Origin of the sequence: Paludisphaera rhizosphaerae, assembly GCF_011065895.1 — a bacterium.
Taxonomy (GTDB): domain Bacteria; phylum Planctomycetota; class Planctomycetia; order Isosphaerales; family Isosphaeraceae; genus Paludisphaera; species Paludisphaera rhizosphaerae.
Map to the genome: position 1 here is coordinate 48,333 of NZ_JAALCR010000025.1, position 16,931 is coordinate 65,263.

Annotated in this window: 14 protein-coding genes; 8 read left to right on the forward strand and 6 right to left on the reverse strand. The window is 67.5% G+C overall.

What is annotated here, in order from left to right:
* Positions 1–151 precede the first annotated feature (151 nt).
* The 3 genes from yajC to G5C50_RS25295 all read right to left on the reverse strand — a co-directional run bounded on the left by yajC (position 152) and on the right by G5C50_RS25295 (position 3,430).
* Positions 152–487 (reverse strand): preprotein translocase subunit YajC, encoded by a 336-nt coding sequence (yajC, locus tag G5C50_RS25285; RefSeq protein WP_206107848.1) that lies wholly within the window; start codon positions 485–487, stop codon positions 152–154.
* Between the two features lie 56 nt (positions 488–543).
* The gene (gene tgt, locus G5C50_RS25290) at positions 544–1,686 is read right to left on the reverse strand and encodes a tRNA guanosine(34) transglycosylase Tgt (RefSeq protein ID WP_240907358.1); all 1,143 of its coding nucleotides are present in this window, start codon (positions 1,684–1,686) and stop codon (positions 544–546) included.
* Between the two features lie 358 nt (positions 1,687–2,044).
* The gene (locus G5C50_RS25295; protein WP_165073760.1) at positions 2,045–3,430 is read right to left on the reverse strand and encodes a DNA-directed RNA polymerase subunit alpha C-terminal domain-containing protein; all 1,386 of its coding nucleotides are present in this window, start codon (positions 3,428–3,430) and stop codon (positions 2,045–2,047) included.
* Positions 3,431–3,680: 250 nt separating this feature from the next.
* Here G5C50_RS25295 and G5C50_RS25300 point away from each other — a divergent pair, with 250 nt between their 5' ends.
* From G5C50_RS25300 to G5C50_RS25310, 3 genes are all read left to right on the forward strand, one after another.
* The gene (locus G5C50_RS25300) at positions 3,681–4,046 is read left to right on the forward strand and encodes a hypothetical protein (protein WP_165073761.1); all 366 of its coding nucleotides are present in this window, start codon (positions 3,681–3,683) and stop codon (positions 4,044–4,046) included.
* Positions 4,047–4,161: 115 nt separating this feature from the next.
* The gene (locus G5C50_RS25305; protein ID WP_165073762.1) at positions 4,162–4,635 is read left to right on the forward strand and encodes a hypothetical protein; all 474 of its coding nucleotides are present in this window, start codon (positions 4,162–4,164) and stop codon (positions 4,633–4,635) included.
* Between the two features lie 177 nt (positions 4,636–4,812).
* Positions 4,813–5,343, forward strand: coding sequence for a hypothetical protein (locus G5C50_RS25310; protein ID WP_165073763.1), 531 nt, complete (start codon positions 4,813–4,815; stop codon positions 5,341–5,343).
* A gap of 91 nt (positions 5,344–5,434) precedes the next feature.
* Here G5C50_RS25310 and G5C50_RS25315 read toward each other — a convergent pair whose 3' ends face one another.
* The 3 genes from G5C50_RS25315 to G5C50_RS25325 all read right to left on the reverse strand — a co-directional run bounded on the left by G5C50_RS25315 (position 5,435) and on the right by G5C50_RS25325 (position 9,284).
* Positions 5,435–6,010, reverse strand: coding sequence for a carboxymuconolactone decarboxylase family protein (locus G5C50_RS25315; RefSeq protein ID WP_165073764.1), 576 nt, complete (start codon positions 6,008–6,010; stop codon positions 5,435–5,437).
* 116 nt (positions 6,011–6,126) lie between these two features.
* Positions 6,127–8,580, reverse strand: a complete 2,454-nt coding sequence (locus G5C50_RS25320; protein WP_165073765.1) for a calcium-binding protein — start codon at positions 8,578–8,580, stop codon at positions 6,127–6,129.
* Positions 8,581–8,696: 116 nt separating this feature from the next.
* Entirely contained in the window at positions 8,697–9,284 is a 588-nt protein-coding gene (locus G5C50_RS25325; RefSeq protein WP_240907359.1) for an RNA polymerase sigma factor, read from the reverse strand.
* A 99-nt stretch (positions 9,285–9,383) separates the two neighbouring features.
* Here G5C50_RS25325 and G5C50_RS25330 point away from each other — a divergent pair, with 99 nt between their 5' ends.
* The 5 genes from G5C50_RS25330 (at position 9,384) to G5C50_RS25350 (ending at position 16,858) form a co-directional block, all read left to right on the forward strand.
* Positions 9,384–12,149 (forward strand): protein kinase domain-containing protein, encoded by a 2,766-nt coding sequence (locus G5C50_RS25330; RefSeq protein WP_165073766.1) that lies wholly within the window; start codon positions 9,384–9,386, stop codon positions 12,147–12,149.
* 26 nt (positions 12,150–12,175) lie between these two features.
* Positions 12,176–12,934, forward strand: a complete 759-nt coding sequence (locus G5C50_RS25335; protein WP_165073767.1) for a DUF2334 domain-containing protein — start codon at positions 12,176–12,178, stop codon at positions 12,932–12,934.
* Positions 12,935–13,038: 104 nt separating this feature from the next.
* The gene (locus G5C50_RS25340) at positions 13,039–15,000 is read left to right on the forward strand and encodes an RNA polymerase sigma factor (RefSeq protein ID WP_165073768.1); all 1,962 of its coding nucleotides are present in this window, start codon (positions 13,039–13,041) and stop codon (positions 14,998–15,000) included.
* Positions 15,001–15,257: 257 nt separating this feature from the next.
* Positions 15,258–16,316: a DUF1559 family PulG-like putative transporter gene (locus G5C50_RS25345; protein ID WP_165073769.1), complete on the forward strand. Its 1,059-nt coding sequence runs from the start codon at positions 15,258–15,260 to the stop codon at positions 16,314–16,316.
* A 77-nt stretch (positions 16,317–16,393) separates the two neighbouring features.
* Positions 16,394–16,858: a hypothetical protein gene (locus G5C50_RS25350; RefSeq protein WP_165073770.1), complete on the forward strand. Its 465-nt coding sequence runs from the start codon at positions 16,394–16,396 to the stop codon at positions 16,856–16,858.
* Positions 16,859–16,931: the final 73 nt, after the last annotated feature.

Sequence of the window (16,931 nt, forward strand, 5' to 3'; positions counted from 1 at the left end):
GGTCGTCGGACCGTAAGCGAAGCCTGGGTTTACGGTTCGCGAGACCAACGCGCCCTCCGAAATCCCACGACCCTCACCCGCCGCTGCGCGGCTGCCCTCTCCCGGCGGGAGAGGGGACGAAAAACGCCGGCGTCCGGTCGCGGATCACGCGTCACTCCGACTCCACCACCCGGACGATGCTCCCCCGGTCGACCTTCATGCGGACTCCCTTCTCGTCGTCGATCCGCAGGACGACCTGACCGGTCGTCGAGTCGATCGAGACGATGGCGCCGTAGATCCCTCCGGCCGTGACGACCCGATCGTTCTTCTTCAGAGCCTCGATCATCGTCCGCCGCTTCTTTTCCTGCTCCTTCTGGGGAAGGTAGATCATGAAATAGAACAGCAGCGGCAGCGGCAGGAAGAACAGGATCGTCGACCAGGTGTTGGCCTGGCCGCCCGCGTCCTGGGCGAACAAAAGAGGGCCGATCGCGTCGAACAAACCAGACATCATCAACGGGTCCAAAAGGGTCGGGGCCGGCGGGCGTAATCCCTGCACTCTAACGACTAGGGTCCCAGGGCTTCAAGAACGTCCAACCGCAACTGGACGAATCGCCCCTCGCATATCGCTTCGCGCATCCGGCGTGTGAGGCGCTGCAAGTAGGCCAGGTTGTGGATCGAGGCCAGGATCGGGCCCAGCATCTCCTTGGCCAAAAAAAGATGCCGCAGGTAGGCCCGCGAGAACTTCGTGCAGGCCAGGCAGTCGCACCCTTCCTCCAGCGGCCGGGGGTCGCGGGCGTGGGCCGCGTTGCGGAGCTTGACCTGCCCGGCGTCCGTGAAGCAGGTGGCGTTGCGGCCGTTGCGGGTCGGCATCACGCAGTCGAACATGTCGATCCCGGCAAGGACCGCGTCCAGCAGGTCCTGCGGCCGGCCGACGCCCATCAGGTAGCGAGGGCGGTCTTCCGGCAGCCGGTGGACCGAGACGTCGAGCGCCCGGCGGACCTCATCTCGGCTCTCGCCGACGCTCACGCCGCCGACCGCATAGCCGTCGAAGTCCATCGCGACCAGCTCGGCCGCGCATCGGGCCCGCAGGTCTTCGTGCGAGCCCCCCTGGACGATGCCGAAGAGCGCCTGATCGGGTCGAGTCTTCGCCGCCTTGCAGCGGGCGGCCCAGGCGATCGTGCGATTCACGGCCCGCTCGATGTCGACCTTTTCCGCCGGCAGGGCCGGGCACTGGTCGAGGCACATGGCGACGTCCGCGCCGAGGGCCTCCTGGATGGCCACGGCGCGTTCGGGGGTGAGTTCCAGCAGGCGGCCGTCGAGGTGGGATCGGAACGAGGCGCCCTTGTCGGTGATCTTGGCGCGGTCGGCCAGGCTGAAGACCTGGAAGCCGCCGGAGTCGGTCAGAATCGGGCCGTCCCAGGCCATGAACTTGTGCAGGCCGCCGAGCGCGGCGACGGTCTCCTCGCCGGGCCGGAGGGCCAGGTGGTACGTGTTGGCGAGGATCATCCGTGAGCCCGTCGCCCGGACCTGGTCGGGCGTGAGCCCCTTGATCGAGGCCAGCGTCCCGACCGGCATGAAGACGGGCGTCTCAACCGACCCGTGTGGCGTGTCGAGCCTCCCCGCCCTCGCGGCCGAACCGGCGTCGCGCGCTTCCGCCGTGTACCGGACGGGACGCGGCGGGGCTTGCAGGGCGGGGTCGGGGGTCAACGGGGAATCTCGCAGTTTCACATCCGAGACCTTAACGGACTTCCCCCGTCGCGGGGGAAGGTGGCCCGAAGGGCCGGATGAGGGGGCGACCGGCGTCGGACGCGCTGGTCGTCGGACAGCTCATGGAAGTCGATGCGAATCGGCCTTTTCCTCCCCTTGAGCGGGGAGGCAGCCGCAGACCGAATGAGGGGCGGCCGGCGTCGGTTGGCGAGGAGGTTTGGGTGCCGCAGGCCCCTGGACCTCCCCCCTCATCCGCCCCTTCGGGGCACCTTCCCCCGCGAGGGGGGAAGGCCGTTACGGCCCCGGAATCGGAGAAACGTGGGCTGGGTTCGAGGCCCCAGCCCACAGAAAGCCTCCGTCAGTCGTTTTTGAGCTTCAGGCCCAGGGCGGAGAGCTTGTCGCGGACCTCGTTGAGCGAGGTGACGCCGAAGTTCTTGCATTCCAGCAGGTCGTCGCCGGACCGCTTGGCGAGATCGCCGACGGTCTGGAGATTCAGCTTGCTCATGCACTTGCGGGCCCGGACGGAGAGGCTCAGCTCGCTGATCGGTTTGTTGAGCATCGCCTGCAGTTCGGGCGAGACTTCCTGGGCGGGCTCGTTGCGGGGGTCGCCGCCGTGGCCGCCGCGCTCGGGGCCTTCCAGGGCCATGCCCAGGCGGACGCCCTTGGACCGCATCATCTCCTTGATTTCGGACAGCGAGGTTTCGCCGAAATTCTTGGAGGCCAGCAGCGCCGCCTCGGTCGTCCGGGTGAGGTCGCCGAGCGTCCGGATGTTCATCTTGCGGAGGCAGTTGCGGCTGCGGACCGACAGCTCGAAGTCGGTGACCGGGATCTCCAGCAACTGCTTGAGGACGGTGTAGCCCTTTTCGGCTTCCTCGTCGTAGTACATCCCCTTGCTGGCCTGGCAGTCCTTGACGAACAGCCGGGCGCGGGGGTGGTTGGGCTCGTATTCCAGGACGTGCCGGTAGCACTGCTCGGCGTCGCGGAACTTCATCTCGTCCTCGTACAGGACGCCCAGGTTGATCCAGGCGGCCAGCGGGACGGGAGGACGCTCGGTGCATCGCTTGTAGAAGTCGACGGCGGCGTCGTCGTTGCCGTACAGGTCGTTGATGTAGGCCAGCTCAAAGAGGGCCCCGTTGTGGTCGCGGTCCAGGCTGAGGGCCTTCTCCAGTTCGGCGGAGGCCAGTTCCAGCTCGCCCTCGGCGGCCAGGATCGCCCCGCGCTGGAAGTGGTACTCGGCGGACGAGCCGACCGTCTTTTCCAGACCGGCGAGCAGCTTCTTGGCCTCGGCGATCTTGGAGGCACCTTCCTCGGACTTGCCGTTGGCCTCGTCGAGCTGGCCCAGGCGACGCAGGGCGCCGGCGCGGCGCAGCTCCGAATTCTTGGCGTCGTAGCCCAGCTTGGCCGACTGGCCGAAGGCGTCGGCCGCTTCCTGGTACTTCTGGAGGTTCTCGTAGGCGAGCCCCTGGAAATACAGGGCCATGCCCTGCTCGCCCGCCCGCTTCAGGTTGTCCAGACCGGCCGCGTAACGGCCCAGCAGCACCTCGCCGACGCCCAGCCGCAGGCTCCCCTCCGGCGTGGGGCTGGCCTTCTTCTCGCGGTCCCGGATCGTGGTGACGGCGTCGCGGAGCGTCCGGTAACGCGAGGGGTCGCGGTTGAGCAGCTCGCGCAGGTCGGCGACGGCCGACACGTCGAATGGCGTGCGATCCATGATCGCGCGGACGTCCGTGGTCATCATCTCAGTCATGGCCGCATCATCTCCATGTTCCGTCCGCTTACCCAACCAACCTACCTAGCCAAAACCCTGCCTGACCCGGGCCGCGACGCCCTCGTCGGCGGATTGAATCCGACATAGTAACGAATTTCCTTGACTTGTCAAAGACCGGCGTTCCGACGGCGAGGTTCCGCGCGTTATCTTGTTTGGTCGTCAAGTCCACGCTTGCGTGGATATGCGATCGGCGACGGTCTTGCACAAGGCCACGGGTGGGGACGCTGGAATGTCGAACCTTGAGCAGCCGACTCGGACTGCCCCTCGGACGTCGAGCTCATTCGTTCTGGTCGTCGCATTGATCCCGTTCCTCCCCGCGCTTTTCGTCTTCTGGTTTCTCTTCCTTCGCTGCGGTCCGACCTACTACGCGCCGGGATTCAGCGAGGCCAAATTCGCCTCGCTGCGAGAGGGAATGAGCGCCGACGAGGTGGAGGCGATTCTCGGACGACCCTTGCAGAAGGTTCCGCAGGCCGATGGCGGGATGCTGTGGACCTACAGCGATCGGGACGACGACACTTGCGACTTTGAGATGCGGTGGGTCTATTTCAAGTCAGGTGAAATTCGTCGAGTCGTCAAGATGTATTGGGACGATTAACCAAGGCGAGTCGAAGCGTGGAAGACTTGTCAAAGACCGGCGTTCCGACGGCGCTTCCTTCGAGTTATCTTCCGTGAATCGGCAAGCTCGATCCGTCGGACGGAGGAAGACACCCATGACGCGTATGATCGCCTGCATCCTCCTGTCGGTCGCCGGCGGCTTTGCGGCCAGGGCTGAAGACGCTCCGGGAGTCTTCCTGAAGCTGAACGATCCCAACCCGGGAGACCGGATCGTCAAGGGGACGGAGATGTTCGTCCGCGTCGGTCTTGTGATCCTCGAAGGCGCCGAACCGCCCCACCGCATCGACGTTGATTTCGTCCGAGACTCCGACAGGGCGAGCGCCGGTCAGTTCACCGAGTCCCCCGTGAAGCTGACCCGCATCGGCGACACCCGCCGCTACTTCTGCGCGATCAAGGTGAAGACCCCCACCTCGTCGGGCCCCCACACCCTGAAGGTGACCGCCCGCGGCAAGTCGGGACTCCTCCCGACCGACCCCTCGACGACCATGATCCTTAAGGAGACCGCCAGCGACGTCTGGACGTTCTCCAACCCGGTCAAGAAGCCTGTCGAAACGAAGCCCGCGCCCTGAATCCGGACCTCGGGCGAAGGCGTCTTCCTCGGGAATACTCCCATCCTGGGTGCCATGCCCACGCTTGCGTGGGCATGCGATCGGCGACGGCCGCGCGAACATATGGGACCGGATCATGTCCACGTCGGAGTGGGCTTGGCGTTCCATCCGAGCCACCCTCGAACGAAGGTTCCACAGATGGGCATCGGCGTTATCGTTTGCGGCTACATCGAATGGCCCGGCTACGCGGGCTCGCCGGCGGGCAAGAGGATCTATAGGGCCAACCGGCGCGCGATCCTGAGCCTGCCCGCGTCCGATCCAGACTGGCCGTTCATCACCCGCGACATGTTCTCGGCTCTGCCGCTTCGGGCGACCAGGGACCGACGCATAGCTCAGTACGAGAACCACGTGATCCATTTCGCGGGCGATTACAAGAACATGTATCGCCTTGAAGCGGACTGGGTGAGGAAGTTCGAGGCCTTGTTGGGCCGCCTCTGCTGGTACAACGCCGTCGCGACGCTTGATTTCTGCTCATATCGCTATGAGTGGATTGTTCCGTTCGATCACATCGACGATCGTTACTACAGCGATACGCCCCGCCCGCCCACGGAATGGTCCTTCCAGTGCTACCACATCGACTGCCAGCCGATTCCGACGGACGAAGCGATCGACGGTCCGTTGGACAGCCTGCATCACACTCCCTGGCGAGAGCCCGGCAGCCCTTCATGAGCCTCGCCGATCCATGGCCACGCGAGCGTGGCCATGCCACCCATCGGAGTAGGTGCTCATCGGGAGTTGGACTTTCGACAGGCTTTCCCCGTCACGACGGCCGCTGCCAGTCCCCGCGGATCTTGGCGTAGTCGAGGGCGTGGTAACCTTGCTGGGCGAGGCGTTTGCCCCCCTCGACGTAATCGGCCGGATCGCGGGAGGATGAGGTTCCCAGGCCGTCGACGTAGCGGTTGAACATGCAGAAGGCGGCGGCGATCAGGACGGTGTCGTGGATCGCCTTGTCGTCGGCGCCCTCGGCGCGGGCCTTTTCGACGTCCTCGGCGGTGACCAGCTTGCCGTCGCGGCGGACCTTGTCGGCGATGGCGAGCAGGGCATTCAGCTTCGGCGAGACCTCCGCGGAGGCGGCGTCGGCGATCACCTGGTCGACGGTCCCCGCCTGGTCGCCCAGGTGCGCGCGGGCGGCCGCGGCGTGGCTCTGGCAGCAGTAGTTGCACTGGTTGCCGGCCGAGACGTACGCCGCGATCGTCTCGCGCTCGCCGGGCGTGAGCGACGACGGGCCCCGCAACAGGGCCTCGGCGATGTCGCAGAGCGGCTTCTGGGCCTCGGGATAGGCGGCCATCAGGCCCCGGATGCCCGGGACGCCCTCGGGGAGCGAGATGTGGGCCATGCGTCGGTCTCCTCGGCGGTTCGACGAGTCTGCCTCGGCCCGAGTCTAGCGGACCGCCGGATGCGAAAGAAGGCAGGCGAGGCCGCTCCGCCGGACGGCCTCGCCCTTCGGGAAGGTCACCAGCTAACCGACAGCGACGGCAGCTTGCCGGGGAGGGCGACGGTGAAGCCCTTCGTGCTGACGGTGAAGCTCGACCCGATCCCCACGCGGCCCAGGCCGTCGATGGCGGCCGACCCCCCGACGGAGCCACTGCCGTAGAGCTTGATCCCGCTCGAACTGACGCCCAGATCGATGATCGCGGAGAGACTGCCGTCGATCGAGCCGATCCCCAGGTCCTGGTGGAACGTCGCGTAGAGCCCCGCGTAGAAGCGGAAGTTCCCCGCCGACTGGCACACCAGCAGCTCGATCGAGGCGTGCAGCTTCGTGACCTGGGCGTCGATGTCGAGCGAGGCTTTCGCGTACAGGCTGAAGTCGCCGTTGGTGTAGTTGATGAACCCGTTCATGGCGAGCGTGGTCAAGCCCATCGGCGGCGAGAACCGGGCGCTGGCGGAAATCGTGTTCGACAGGCTGTCCCCCGAGAGCGTGACCTGGCCGAAGGAGTACCCGTTGATCCCGGCCGTCGACGACGAGGCGTCGAAGAACCAGATGCCGCTCCGGAGGTTGACCCGCCCCTCGACGCTGTAGTTCGACAGGTTGACCTTGCCCTGGAGCGGCGTCCCCTTGAAAAAATCGGACCCGCCGGCCTGGAAGTAGATCATGTAAGGCGTGACGACGACCGACCCCTGGGAGAGATCCAGCGAGAGCTTCGCCAGTTCGTTTCCGTTGCTGTTCTTGGGCGCCAGGCTGAGCGACGACTTGCCGTTGAGGCCGATGCGGACGTCGCTCAGGGCGCCGGCGATCGTCCCCAGGTCGAGGTCGCCTCGCAGCACGCGGCCCAGGTCGGCGGCGGAGAGTTCCAGCATGCGGCCGTCGTCGTTCGCGTCCAGGTCTAGGACGGTCTCGCCCTGGATCTTGATGGGGTAGTTCCCCAGCTTGATCCCGGCCATCGCGTAGACGTTGCCGAAGATCGGGTCGACGATCGTGCTCCCCGCCGTCTTCGGAGTAAAGGGGATCCGCCCGGCCGAGGACCAGCCGAACGCCGCCTCCTCCAGAGGGTTCTTGCCGACCTCGGGATCGATCCGGACGAACAGGAAGGGGTCGGAGGGATCGAAGGCGGCCTGCACGCCGATGCTGTTCCCGGGCGCCTTGACGGTCGTCCCGCCGAACTGGACGCCTGCCGCGGTGCTCACGCGGAAGCTGAAGTAGGGCACGGCGTCGTTGAGTGGGGCATCCAGACCGCTCGCCTTGAGCGTCGATCCCAGGCCCAGGACGATCGACCCGCCTGCTGGGTTGAGCTGGATTCCCAGGCCGGTGGCGTCGGCGATCGTGCGGAGCGGACTTGAGGGGCTCGTCGTGTCGATCCCCATGCCGGGCCACCAGGCGGCCTGATAAGCCCCGACGTCCGGCACGGCCGAGGCGTTCGTGACGACGTAGACCATCCCGGGGCTCATCGGGATCTCCCCCGCCGCCGTCTGGAGATAGACGGGTCCAATGCTGTAGTAGACGTTTTGGCCCCCGACCGTGTACGAACTCCAGGTCGCCCGCATCCGGAAGCCGGCCCCGCTGGGTCCGTTGAAGGTGAGATAATCGCCGCTGCGCGAGACCGTCAAGTCCCCCTTCGCCGCCAGCTCCTGCGGCGAGAGGCTCCCCGAGACCAGCCCCACCGTCTGCCCCGCCCCGTTCAGAACGCCGTGGAAGCCGTTGCGGATCAAAACGTCGGAGCCGCCCGACCGGCTGCTGGAGTCGTACACGTCACTGCCGGGGCTCCCCAGGAAGACGTCGTTCCCGCCGCCGCCGATCAGCCGGTCGTCGCCCGGCCCGCCGTTCATCGTCGCCGGGAGGCTCGTCGCGTTGGTGAAGGAGTCGTTGCCGTCGCCGCCGTTGAAGACGATCCGGTTGAAGCCGGACAGCCCGGCGGCGCGGACGTTGTTCAGGTCGAGACGATAGGCGTTCCAGCCCGCGAGGTTCACCGCGGCCGTGTCGTTCCCGGTGAAGCCCTGGATCGTCAGCGTCCCGGTCGTGCGGTCGTTGATCGCGTAGGCCGCGCCCCGGTTCTGGAACGTGTCGCCAGAGTCGTGGTCGGTGAGGACGTTGTCGCCCGTGCCGCTCATGTAGAAGTCGGCGCCGGGACCGCCGGTGAACGTCGAGGGGAGACTCGTTAGGTTCCGGAACGCGTCGTCCCCCACGCCCCCTTGAAAATCGATCGACGTGACGTTCGAGAACGACGGGGTGTAGGGGGCGGCATCGGCAGAGCGGTCGACGACGAAGATCAGCCCGCCGCTGGGGTAGATCAGGGCGTCGTCGTTGCCGGCGCCGCCGACGATCGAGAGCCGGCCCGTTGGGTCGAGGCTCGCCGTGACCGAGAGCAGAACGCGCTCGCCAAGGGGCTCGATTTCGAGCCGGACGCGACGATTCGAGGAAGCTCGACGCGAGGTGCGAGGAGACGAGAAAAGGCCTTTGAGCGGCGACATCATAAACGCTCCCGGCGGCGGATCGCCCTGGTGTGTGGAGAGACCGGTTTGCAACCGACTCCCCACTTAACTCCGGGAGTGTGACAGGAGATTTTTTCCGCGGCGGGATGGGCGGCCTAATCGATCAGGTCGCCGATCTCTTGCTTGAGGCGGCGGAGGATCCGCGACTTCGCCTGACGGACGGCGGTGGGGCCGACGCCCATCTCGCGTGCGACGGCGTCGACGGGCATTCCATCGACGGCCGTCCTCCAGAAGGTCTTCCAGGTCTTCTCCTCAAACTCGCCGCGGACCAGTTCGAGGGCTCGGTGATAGAGGGCGGAGACCTGATCGGCGGGGTCGTCCTCGTCAAGGTCGGTGCTGGGATCGGGGGCCTGGGCCATCCGGACGGCGGCCTGGGTGCCCCCCTCGGCGACCGGGGTGCGGCCGCCGCGACGGAGAGCGTCCAGCCGCTTGTTCCGGGCGATCGTTCGCAGCCAGGCGCGGAAGCCGTCGCCGGCTCGATCACGGCGGAACGACGGCAGCCCCTGCGCCACGGCCAGGAAGATCTCCTGCGCAAGGTCGTCGACGTCCGCGCCGGGGCACCCCCAGCGGACGCACCAGTGCCGGACGAGCGGGCTGTAAAGGTAGACCAGCCGCGACCAGGCCTCGGAATCCGAGGCTCGGGCGCGATCCAGGAGCGTCATGGACGTGGTGTCGTCGGTCAACGAGAAGGCTCCCTTGTCGTCGGGCCTGAGAGTCGCCCATGATATTGACGCTCCCCACCCTCTCCCGCAACCCTTCGAGGTGCTACCGGAGACCCGATCGTGTCGCCCTCTCTCGACGCCTGCCCGGACGACGAGGCCCTCGCCGCCGTCGCTGCCGGGGAATTCGACGAGGACCGGGAAGCCGCCGTCTTCGCCCATGTCGAGGCCTGCCCGGCGTGCGCCGCGCGGCTCGCCGAGCGGGAGCAGGACTCGAACCCCTTCTTGAAGGGGCTCTGGCTCAACATCGAGCCGGACGACCTCGCGAAGCTCACAAGCCTTCCTCGCCCCGACGAACCTCCGGATCCGCCGGGATATGAGATCCTCGACGTGCTGGGAATGGGCGGGATGGGGATCGTCCACAAGGCCCGGCACCTGCGGCTCAATCGCATCGTGGCGCTGAAAAGGATGAGGGTTCAGACGCCGGGCGGCCTCCATCGTTTCCGCCGCGAGGCCGAGACCGTCGCGGCGCTCCAGCATCCCAACATCATCCAGATTTACGAGGTGGGCGACGTCGGCGGCCACCCCTACCTGGCGCTGGAGCACGTTGCGGGGAAGTCGCTGCTGGAGGTCCTGAGGCATGGGCGGAGGCCCATCACTCCTCGGGAGGCCGCCGCGCTCCTGGCGAAGGTCGCCGACGCCGTGCAGCACGCCCACGACCGCGGGATCGTCCACCGCGACCTGAAGCCGGGGAACATCCTCCTTCAGCCCACGACGGCCGGCGCGGACTCGTTCGAGACGCTCGACGACGTCGCCCCCAAGATCGGCGATTTCGGCATCGCCAAGTGGCTGGCCCAGGAAGCAGCGACCGAGGACGACGCCTGGGCCACCCGCACGGGCGCCCTGCTGGGGACTCCCTGCTACATGGCCCCGGAGCAGCTCGAGGGCCGAAACGTCGGGCCGCTCGTCGACGTCTACGCTCTGGGCGTGATCCTCTACATGGCCCTCGCCCAACGCCTGCCGTTCCCCGAAACGTCCCGGTTCCCGATCGCCGGCCGACCCGATCCCCGGCCGCCGTCCGCCTTGCAGCGGGGCGTCCCCCGCGACCTCGACGTGATCTGCCTGAAGTGCCTCCAGGACGATCCCACCCGCCGTTACGCGAGGGCCGCCGACCTGGCTGCCGACCTCCGCCGGTTCCTCGACGGCGCGCCGATTCTCGCCCGGCCGACGCCGTTCTGGGAGGCCGTCTGGAAGGCCGCGCGACGTCGCCCGGCGCTCGCCGGGGCGTTGGCCGCGGTTCAGGCGGCGCTGGTGGTGATCGCCGCCGGCGCCTGGTGGTACAACGGCCGTCTTCGCGACGCCCTCCAGTCGACCAGAGCGGCCGAAGCCCAGGCCGAGACCAGCGCGCGGACGGCGCTCGACGCCAATCGGCGGCTGGTGGAACAGGTCCGGACCACCTTGCAGGACGTCCCCGCGACCCGCGCCCTGCGCCGGGGACTGCTGGAGACGGCCGTCGACGGGCTGCGCCGCGTGACGACCTCCGACGCCAACGCCCCACGCCTCAGCCGGGCGGCGGCCCATCGGCTTCTGGGCGAGGTCCACTGGGAACTCGGCCGGACGGACGAGGCGGTCGCCGAGATGGAACGCTCGCGGGCCGTCGCCTCCGCCCTGCTCGCCGCCGACCCGACGCTCGACGACGCCCGCGAGCAACTCGCCCTCGCCTGTCGCCGGCTGGGCTCGTTCCACCTCCGGGGCGGGCGTCCGGAACAGGCGCGACCTTGCTTTCAGGAGGCCCTCGACGTCGCCGAAGCCTGGCGGCGACGGTCGCCCGAAGACCCCCGCGCCGAGCTGGCCGTGATTCAGGGGCTCGAACACCAGGGCCACGCCGCTCACTGGGGCGGCGACCTCGACGCCGCCGGCAGCCTGCTGGAACGGATGCTCGCCATGACCGAGGCCCGGCTCGCCGCCCAACCCGACGACGACGAGTCCCAGAAGATGCTTGGCTCCGCCCTCGACCTGCTGGGGGGGATCGCCGAGACCCGCGGCGACCTCAAGACGGCCCGCGACCGATTCCAGCGGTCGCTCGACCTGGAGCTGGCGGCCGAGGCCCGGCGCGGTCGGTCGGCGGCCGTCGGCCGGGCGCCCGAGGACGATCCGGCCTTTCGCAACGTCGTCGTCTCGCTGAACAACCTGGCGGTGCTGGACGTGCTCCTGGGCGACATGACCCGCGCCGCGGCCGAGATGGACGCCGGACTCGATCGCGCCCGCCGCTGGGCCGCCCACGACCCGGAGGACGTCCAGCGCAAGCTCGACCTGATCGACGCCCTCGTCAATCGCGCGGGCGTCGAGACGGATCGGCTCGCGCACGCCGCGGCGATCCCGTTCCTGGAGGAGGCGCAAACCCTGCTGAACGACCTTCGATCCGCGGGGAAGTTGGACGGGCTCCCGATCTACGGGATCGAGCGGACCAACGGCGTCATCGAGGAGCTGGAGGTCTGCCGCCTCGCGACGACCGCCGTGGAAGATGCCTCGGTCATCTGGAAGGCCCCGCCGTACGTCGCCCCCCGCGTCGCGACGGCTCGCATCGGCCTGCTCCTCCAGGCCGGGCGTCGGGACGAGGCGATCGCCGAGGCCGAACGCCTCGCCGCCTTCGACCCGGTTGATTCCGCCGCCTGGCTCGCCAAGGCTCGGTCGTGCTCGCAACTCGCCGAGACCTTTGATCCCCTCGCGGCCCGTCTGGTCGAGGCTTCAATCCAGGCGCTCGGCAAGGTCTACGACGCCGGCGGCGCCCCGCCCAAACGCCTGGAGCTGGAGACCGACCCCCGCCTCGCCGCCGCCCGACGTTCGCCGGCGTTCGCCGCGATCCTGGCGCGGGCTCCCGCGCAGTAGCCTCCTACTTGGAAAGAGAGCTTCCGATGCAGCGTCTTCTTGCCTTTCTGTTCGCCGTCGGGGTGACGTCGGCGACCGTCTTCAGCGCGGAGCCGCCCCCGCCGGTCGTGATGCTCAAGCTGGACGATCTGTCCCGCATCACCCCGCGCTGGCAGCGCGTCGTCGACTTCCTTCAGGCCGAGGGATTGAAGGCCAATTTCGGGATTATCAACGGCCCGCTGGAGAAAGAAGACCCCAAGTTCAACGCCTGGGTGAAAGACCTCGCCGCGAAGGGGACGATCGAGTTCTGGCACCACGGCTACGACGCCAAGTACCCCCACGACGCCACCCACAAGGGGGAGTTCGAGGGCTCCGGCTACGACCTCCAGCGCAAGGCCCTGACGCGCGGTCAGGAACTGGCGAAACTCCGCTTCGGCCAGCCGTACACGGCCTTCGGCCCGCACTACAGCGGGACGGACGCCGACACCTTCCAGGCTCTCGAAGAAGTCCCCGAGATCAAGGTCGTCTTCTTCTACGCGCCGAAGCCCCCGGCGAAGACGTCCAAGATCATCATCGAACGCCGGATGGAGCTGGAGAAGCCGATCTTCCACCCCAACCCCGCCTTCGTGAAGGAGCGCTACGAGGCCGTCGGCAAGACCAGGGACTACATCGCCATCCAGGGCCACGCCGACCAGTGGGACGACCCCCGCTTCGCCGACTTCCAGGAAGCCGTCCGATTCCTGAAATCCAAGGGCTGCCGCTTCGTGACCGTCTCCGAATGGATGGCGGAACGGAAGACGCAGTGAAGTCCGAGCCGACCGAATTTCCTTTCGAATTCCGGGACTGATCCCCCGCCGTCGTGACATAACCTTGGGTTCGGGCGAGACTCGAAGGCCGGGGAGAAGGAACGATGACGAGCGAGGAACGGCCCTTGGGGTTCGGGCGGCTCCGCACGCTGTTCGAGGCGGGGACGCTCGGCGGTCTGGCGGACGGGCAACTCTTGAAGAGGTTCGCGGCCCGCGACGGCGCGGCGGCCGAGGCGGCGTTCGCGCTGCTGGTCGAGCGGCATGGGGCGATGGTTCTGCGGGTCTGTCGGTCGATCCTGGCCGACACGCACGCGGCCGACGACGCATTCCAGGCGTCGTTCCTGGTGCTCGCCCAGAAGGCGGGCTCGCTGCGGGCTCGGGACGACATCGGCCCGTGGCTTTACCAGGTGGCCTATCGCGTGTCGTCGTGCGCTCGTTCGGCTGCGGCGCGACGTCGTCGCCATGAGCAGGCGGCCGCCGAGAAGAGGGCCGGCGCGACCCGCGCCGAGACGCCCGAGGACGTCGGGCCGATCGTCCATGAGGAAGTGAACGCTCTGCCCGACCGCTATCGCGCGGCGGTCGTTCTTTGCTGTCTGGAGGGCCGCACCCACGCCGAGGCCGCCCGCCGGCTCGGTTGCCCGGTGGGGACTGTGGAGAGCCGCCTGGCGCGTGGTCGCGAGCGGCTCCGCGTCCGGCTCGCTCGCCGCGGCCTCTCGCCGTCCCTGATCCCCGTCGCCGCCCCCTTCCAGGCGCCTTTGCCCGTCGCGCTCGTCGACTCGACCGTCGGCCTCGCCTCGATGCTCGCCGCCGGCCGGGCCGAAGGCGCCGCGGTGGTTCTGTTGAAACAGGTTCTTGGAGACATGCTCATGACGCGGTTGAAGCTGTCCCTGGCGGCCCTCGGCAGCGTCGCCGTGTTGTCGGCGGCCGTCCTCACGCTTCAGCCCAAGGGCGTCGCCGGTCCGCCGGAACCCAAGGCTGAGATCAAGGCGCCCGAGGCTGTCGCGGCCGTCGAGCAGGCGCCGGATGGGCCGCTCAGAGTTCCCAAAGAATTGAACTTCGGCACCCTTCGCGTCGGGGCCCTGGCCGACGGCGGGGCGACTCTCATCCTGAATGAGACGAATGAGAGCGGGAAACTCAACGTCGAGGTCAATCCGCCGTCGTTCCTCAAGGTGCGCGGGGTGCAGATTCGCCAGCAGACTCGACTTGGCAAGAAGACGCGGCTCGTCGAACTCAGGCTGGCCGTAGATACGAGCCGCCCCGGCGACTTCAAGGGTACCGTTCACATCGACTACGACGGCCGGCGATTCGAGTTCCCCGCGACGGTCAGCGTGCTTCCCGAGGAGAAAGACCTGACCAAGGTGTTGTTCATCACCCCCTCATTCGGTTCGGCGGCCGACGATCGCGAGTATTTTCAACCCTGGTTCGACCTGATCAAGTCTGCAAACCTCGACGTCAGCTACCTGGACCCGACTCTCGAAGGACTTCCCGATCGAGGGCGAGTCGAATACGACCGGGACGCGCGGCCGATTCCTCCCGAATGGCTGAAGCGATTCGACGTCGTCCTCCTGGCGGACGGCGGTCCGGTGTACGTTCAGGGCCCGGACTCGGAAATCCTCCGGAGCTACGTTCGCGGCGGCGGTCGACTCGTGATCGGCGCGAGCGCCTTCATGTTGGGCTCCGTGCCGAAGATGAATGACTTGCTGGAGCCCTTCGGTCTTCAAATCACGGACAGGGACGTCGTTGAGAGGTCCGATCCCTCGGGCCCGAACTGGGTTCCCATCACTGTCAAGGCCGCGCCGGACGCCAGCGACCCGTTCTTGAAGAATGTCAACACCATCGTCTTCAGCAGGATGACTCCCGTACGCGTCAAGGACGACGGCCGCGCCCGGATCCTCATTCACGACCCTCATGACAAGGACCTGGGTTTCGCCGCCGTCTCGCGTGACGGCGGCGAGGTGATCGTGCTTGGCCCCTCCCTGCTTCTGAACTGGCTGGGTGAGAACCAGGCCGGGACCGACAACGTCGCCTTTCTGGGGAACCTCCTCAGGAGGCCGAAGGGTCGGTGAGCGGCGACTGTCGGCGGCCCCACCTTGCATGCGGGCTTGACGGGCAAACTATAAATTTAGTAGTTATGTCGAGGGCGCGCGGTTCCTCTCCTCGCTGTATCGCGCGTTCTTCCCTCCCCATTGCCGTCCAGCCCGATTGAAGGCGCACGCCTCGTCCTCGAACGCAGGGACTTTCCAGCCGTTTCGAAGGGGCGTCGGGCGTTGCGTCTTCGCCGCGTCATGCATTCACGAATTCTGTTTTTATGATGAGATCGCCCATGCCCTTGCAATCGTTGCGTCGCCGATCGGACGCGAATCGTCGAGGATTCACGCTGATCGAGTTGCTGGTGGTGATCGCGATCATCGCCGTTTTGATCGCGCTGTTGCTGCCGGCCGTGCAGAGCGCTCGCGAGGCCGCCCGCCGGGCTCAGTGCGTCAACAACCTCAAGCAGATCGGCCTGGCGCTGCACAATTACGCGTCGGCCCAGAGCGAGGCTTTCCCCTGGGCCATGGGGCCCGGCTCCTACAACGGCTGGTCGGCGCACCCGATGTTCCTGCCGCAGATGGAGCAGCAGGCTCTCTACAACTCGATCAACTTCGCCAACACCGGCGCGGCGATGTGGACGGGGAACCCGCCCAACACGACGTCGTTCCGCATTCAGGTGGCCGCGTTCCTCTGCCCGTCGGACACCGACCGGCTGACCAACGCCGACGGCCACTGCAACTACATGATGTGCGCCGGGGCGACGGCCGACGAGTTCTACTATTACAACACCAACAGCGCCAACTCCCCGCAGGCGTTGACGGGCGTGGGGCGGTCGTTCGGCAGCCCGTACATGTCCAAGAGCATCCCGCACGTGAAGCTGAGCATGATCGTCGACGGCACCAGCAACACGGCGGCCTTCAGCGAGCAGGTGCTGGGCGTCGGCGACGACGACTACGCGCTTTGGGATTCGATGAAGCCCACCTCGGCCAACGGCGACGCCAGCAGCACCAAGCCGGCCTACCCGCCCAACCCCCAGGCCGACTACAACGTCTGCAACTCGAAGGCGCCGACCGCGACCTCCAGCGTCAAGCTCTGGAGCCACGGCTACCAGTGGTACGCCGGTGCACCGAACATCGGGGCCTATTGCCACGTGATGCCGCCGAACACCTGGAGCTGCACCTACGCCAACAACGGCTTCGCCGTCACGGCGTCCAGCCGGCACCCCGGCGTGGTCAACGTCTGCATGGCCGACGGTTCGGTCAAGGCCGTGAAGAACTCGGTGGCCCTGAACGTCTGGTGGGCGCTCGCTTCCATGGGCGGCGGCGAGGTCATCTCGGCCGACGCCCTCTGATCCCACCCCGCCATCCTTCGCGGGCCGCGGCCGCTGCGCCGGTCGGCCCGCAGTACGAATCGGAGTCGCTCTCGACCATGCTTCGAAACAAGATCAACTGGGCCATCCCCGTCGCCGCCGCCCTCGCTTGCGGCCTGCTTCTGGCCGGCTGCGACACGGGCGCCCCGTCGGTCTCGGCCTCCACGGACGAGGTCGCCGTCAAGGGGACCGTCAAGATCGGCGGCAAGCCGGCGACCGGGGGCGAGATCATGTTCGACCCCTCGAACGTCAAGCGCAAGTTCGCCGGCATCCGATCGGCGAAGATCGGCGAGGACGGGACGTACACCGTCACGACCCTCTACGGCGGCAACAAGATCTCGATCCGCACCCCCCAGATCGACGTCTCCGCCGACCTCGCTCCGTCCGACGACGCCAAGGGGAAGCCCGTGCCGAAGTCGAACGTCGACAAGGCCGCCGCCAAGCTGGGGGGCGGAACCCTCCACCCCAACGTCAAGAAACTCGACATCGAAGACGGCGACCAGCCCATCGACATCGAGCTCTAATCCAACAGGCCCCCGGCGAGCGTTCTCCCCGACGCCCACCAGGGGCCTCTCCATGCGCTTCGAACGCCGAGTC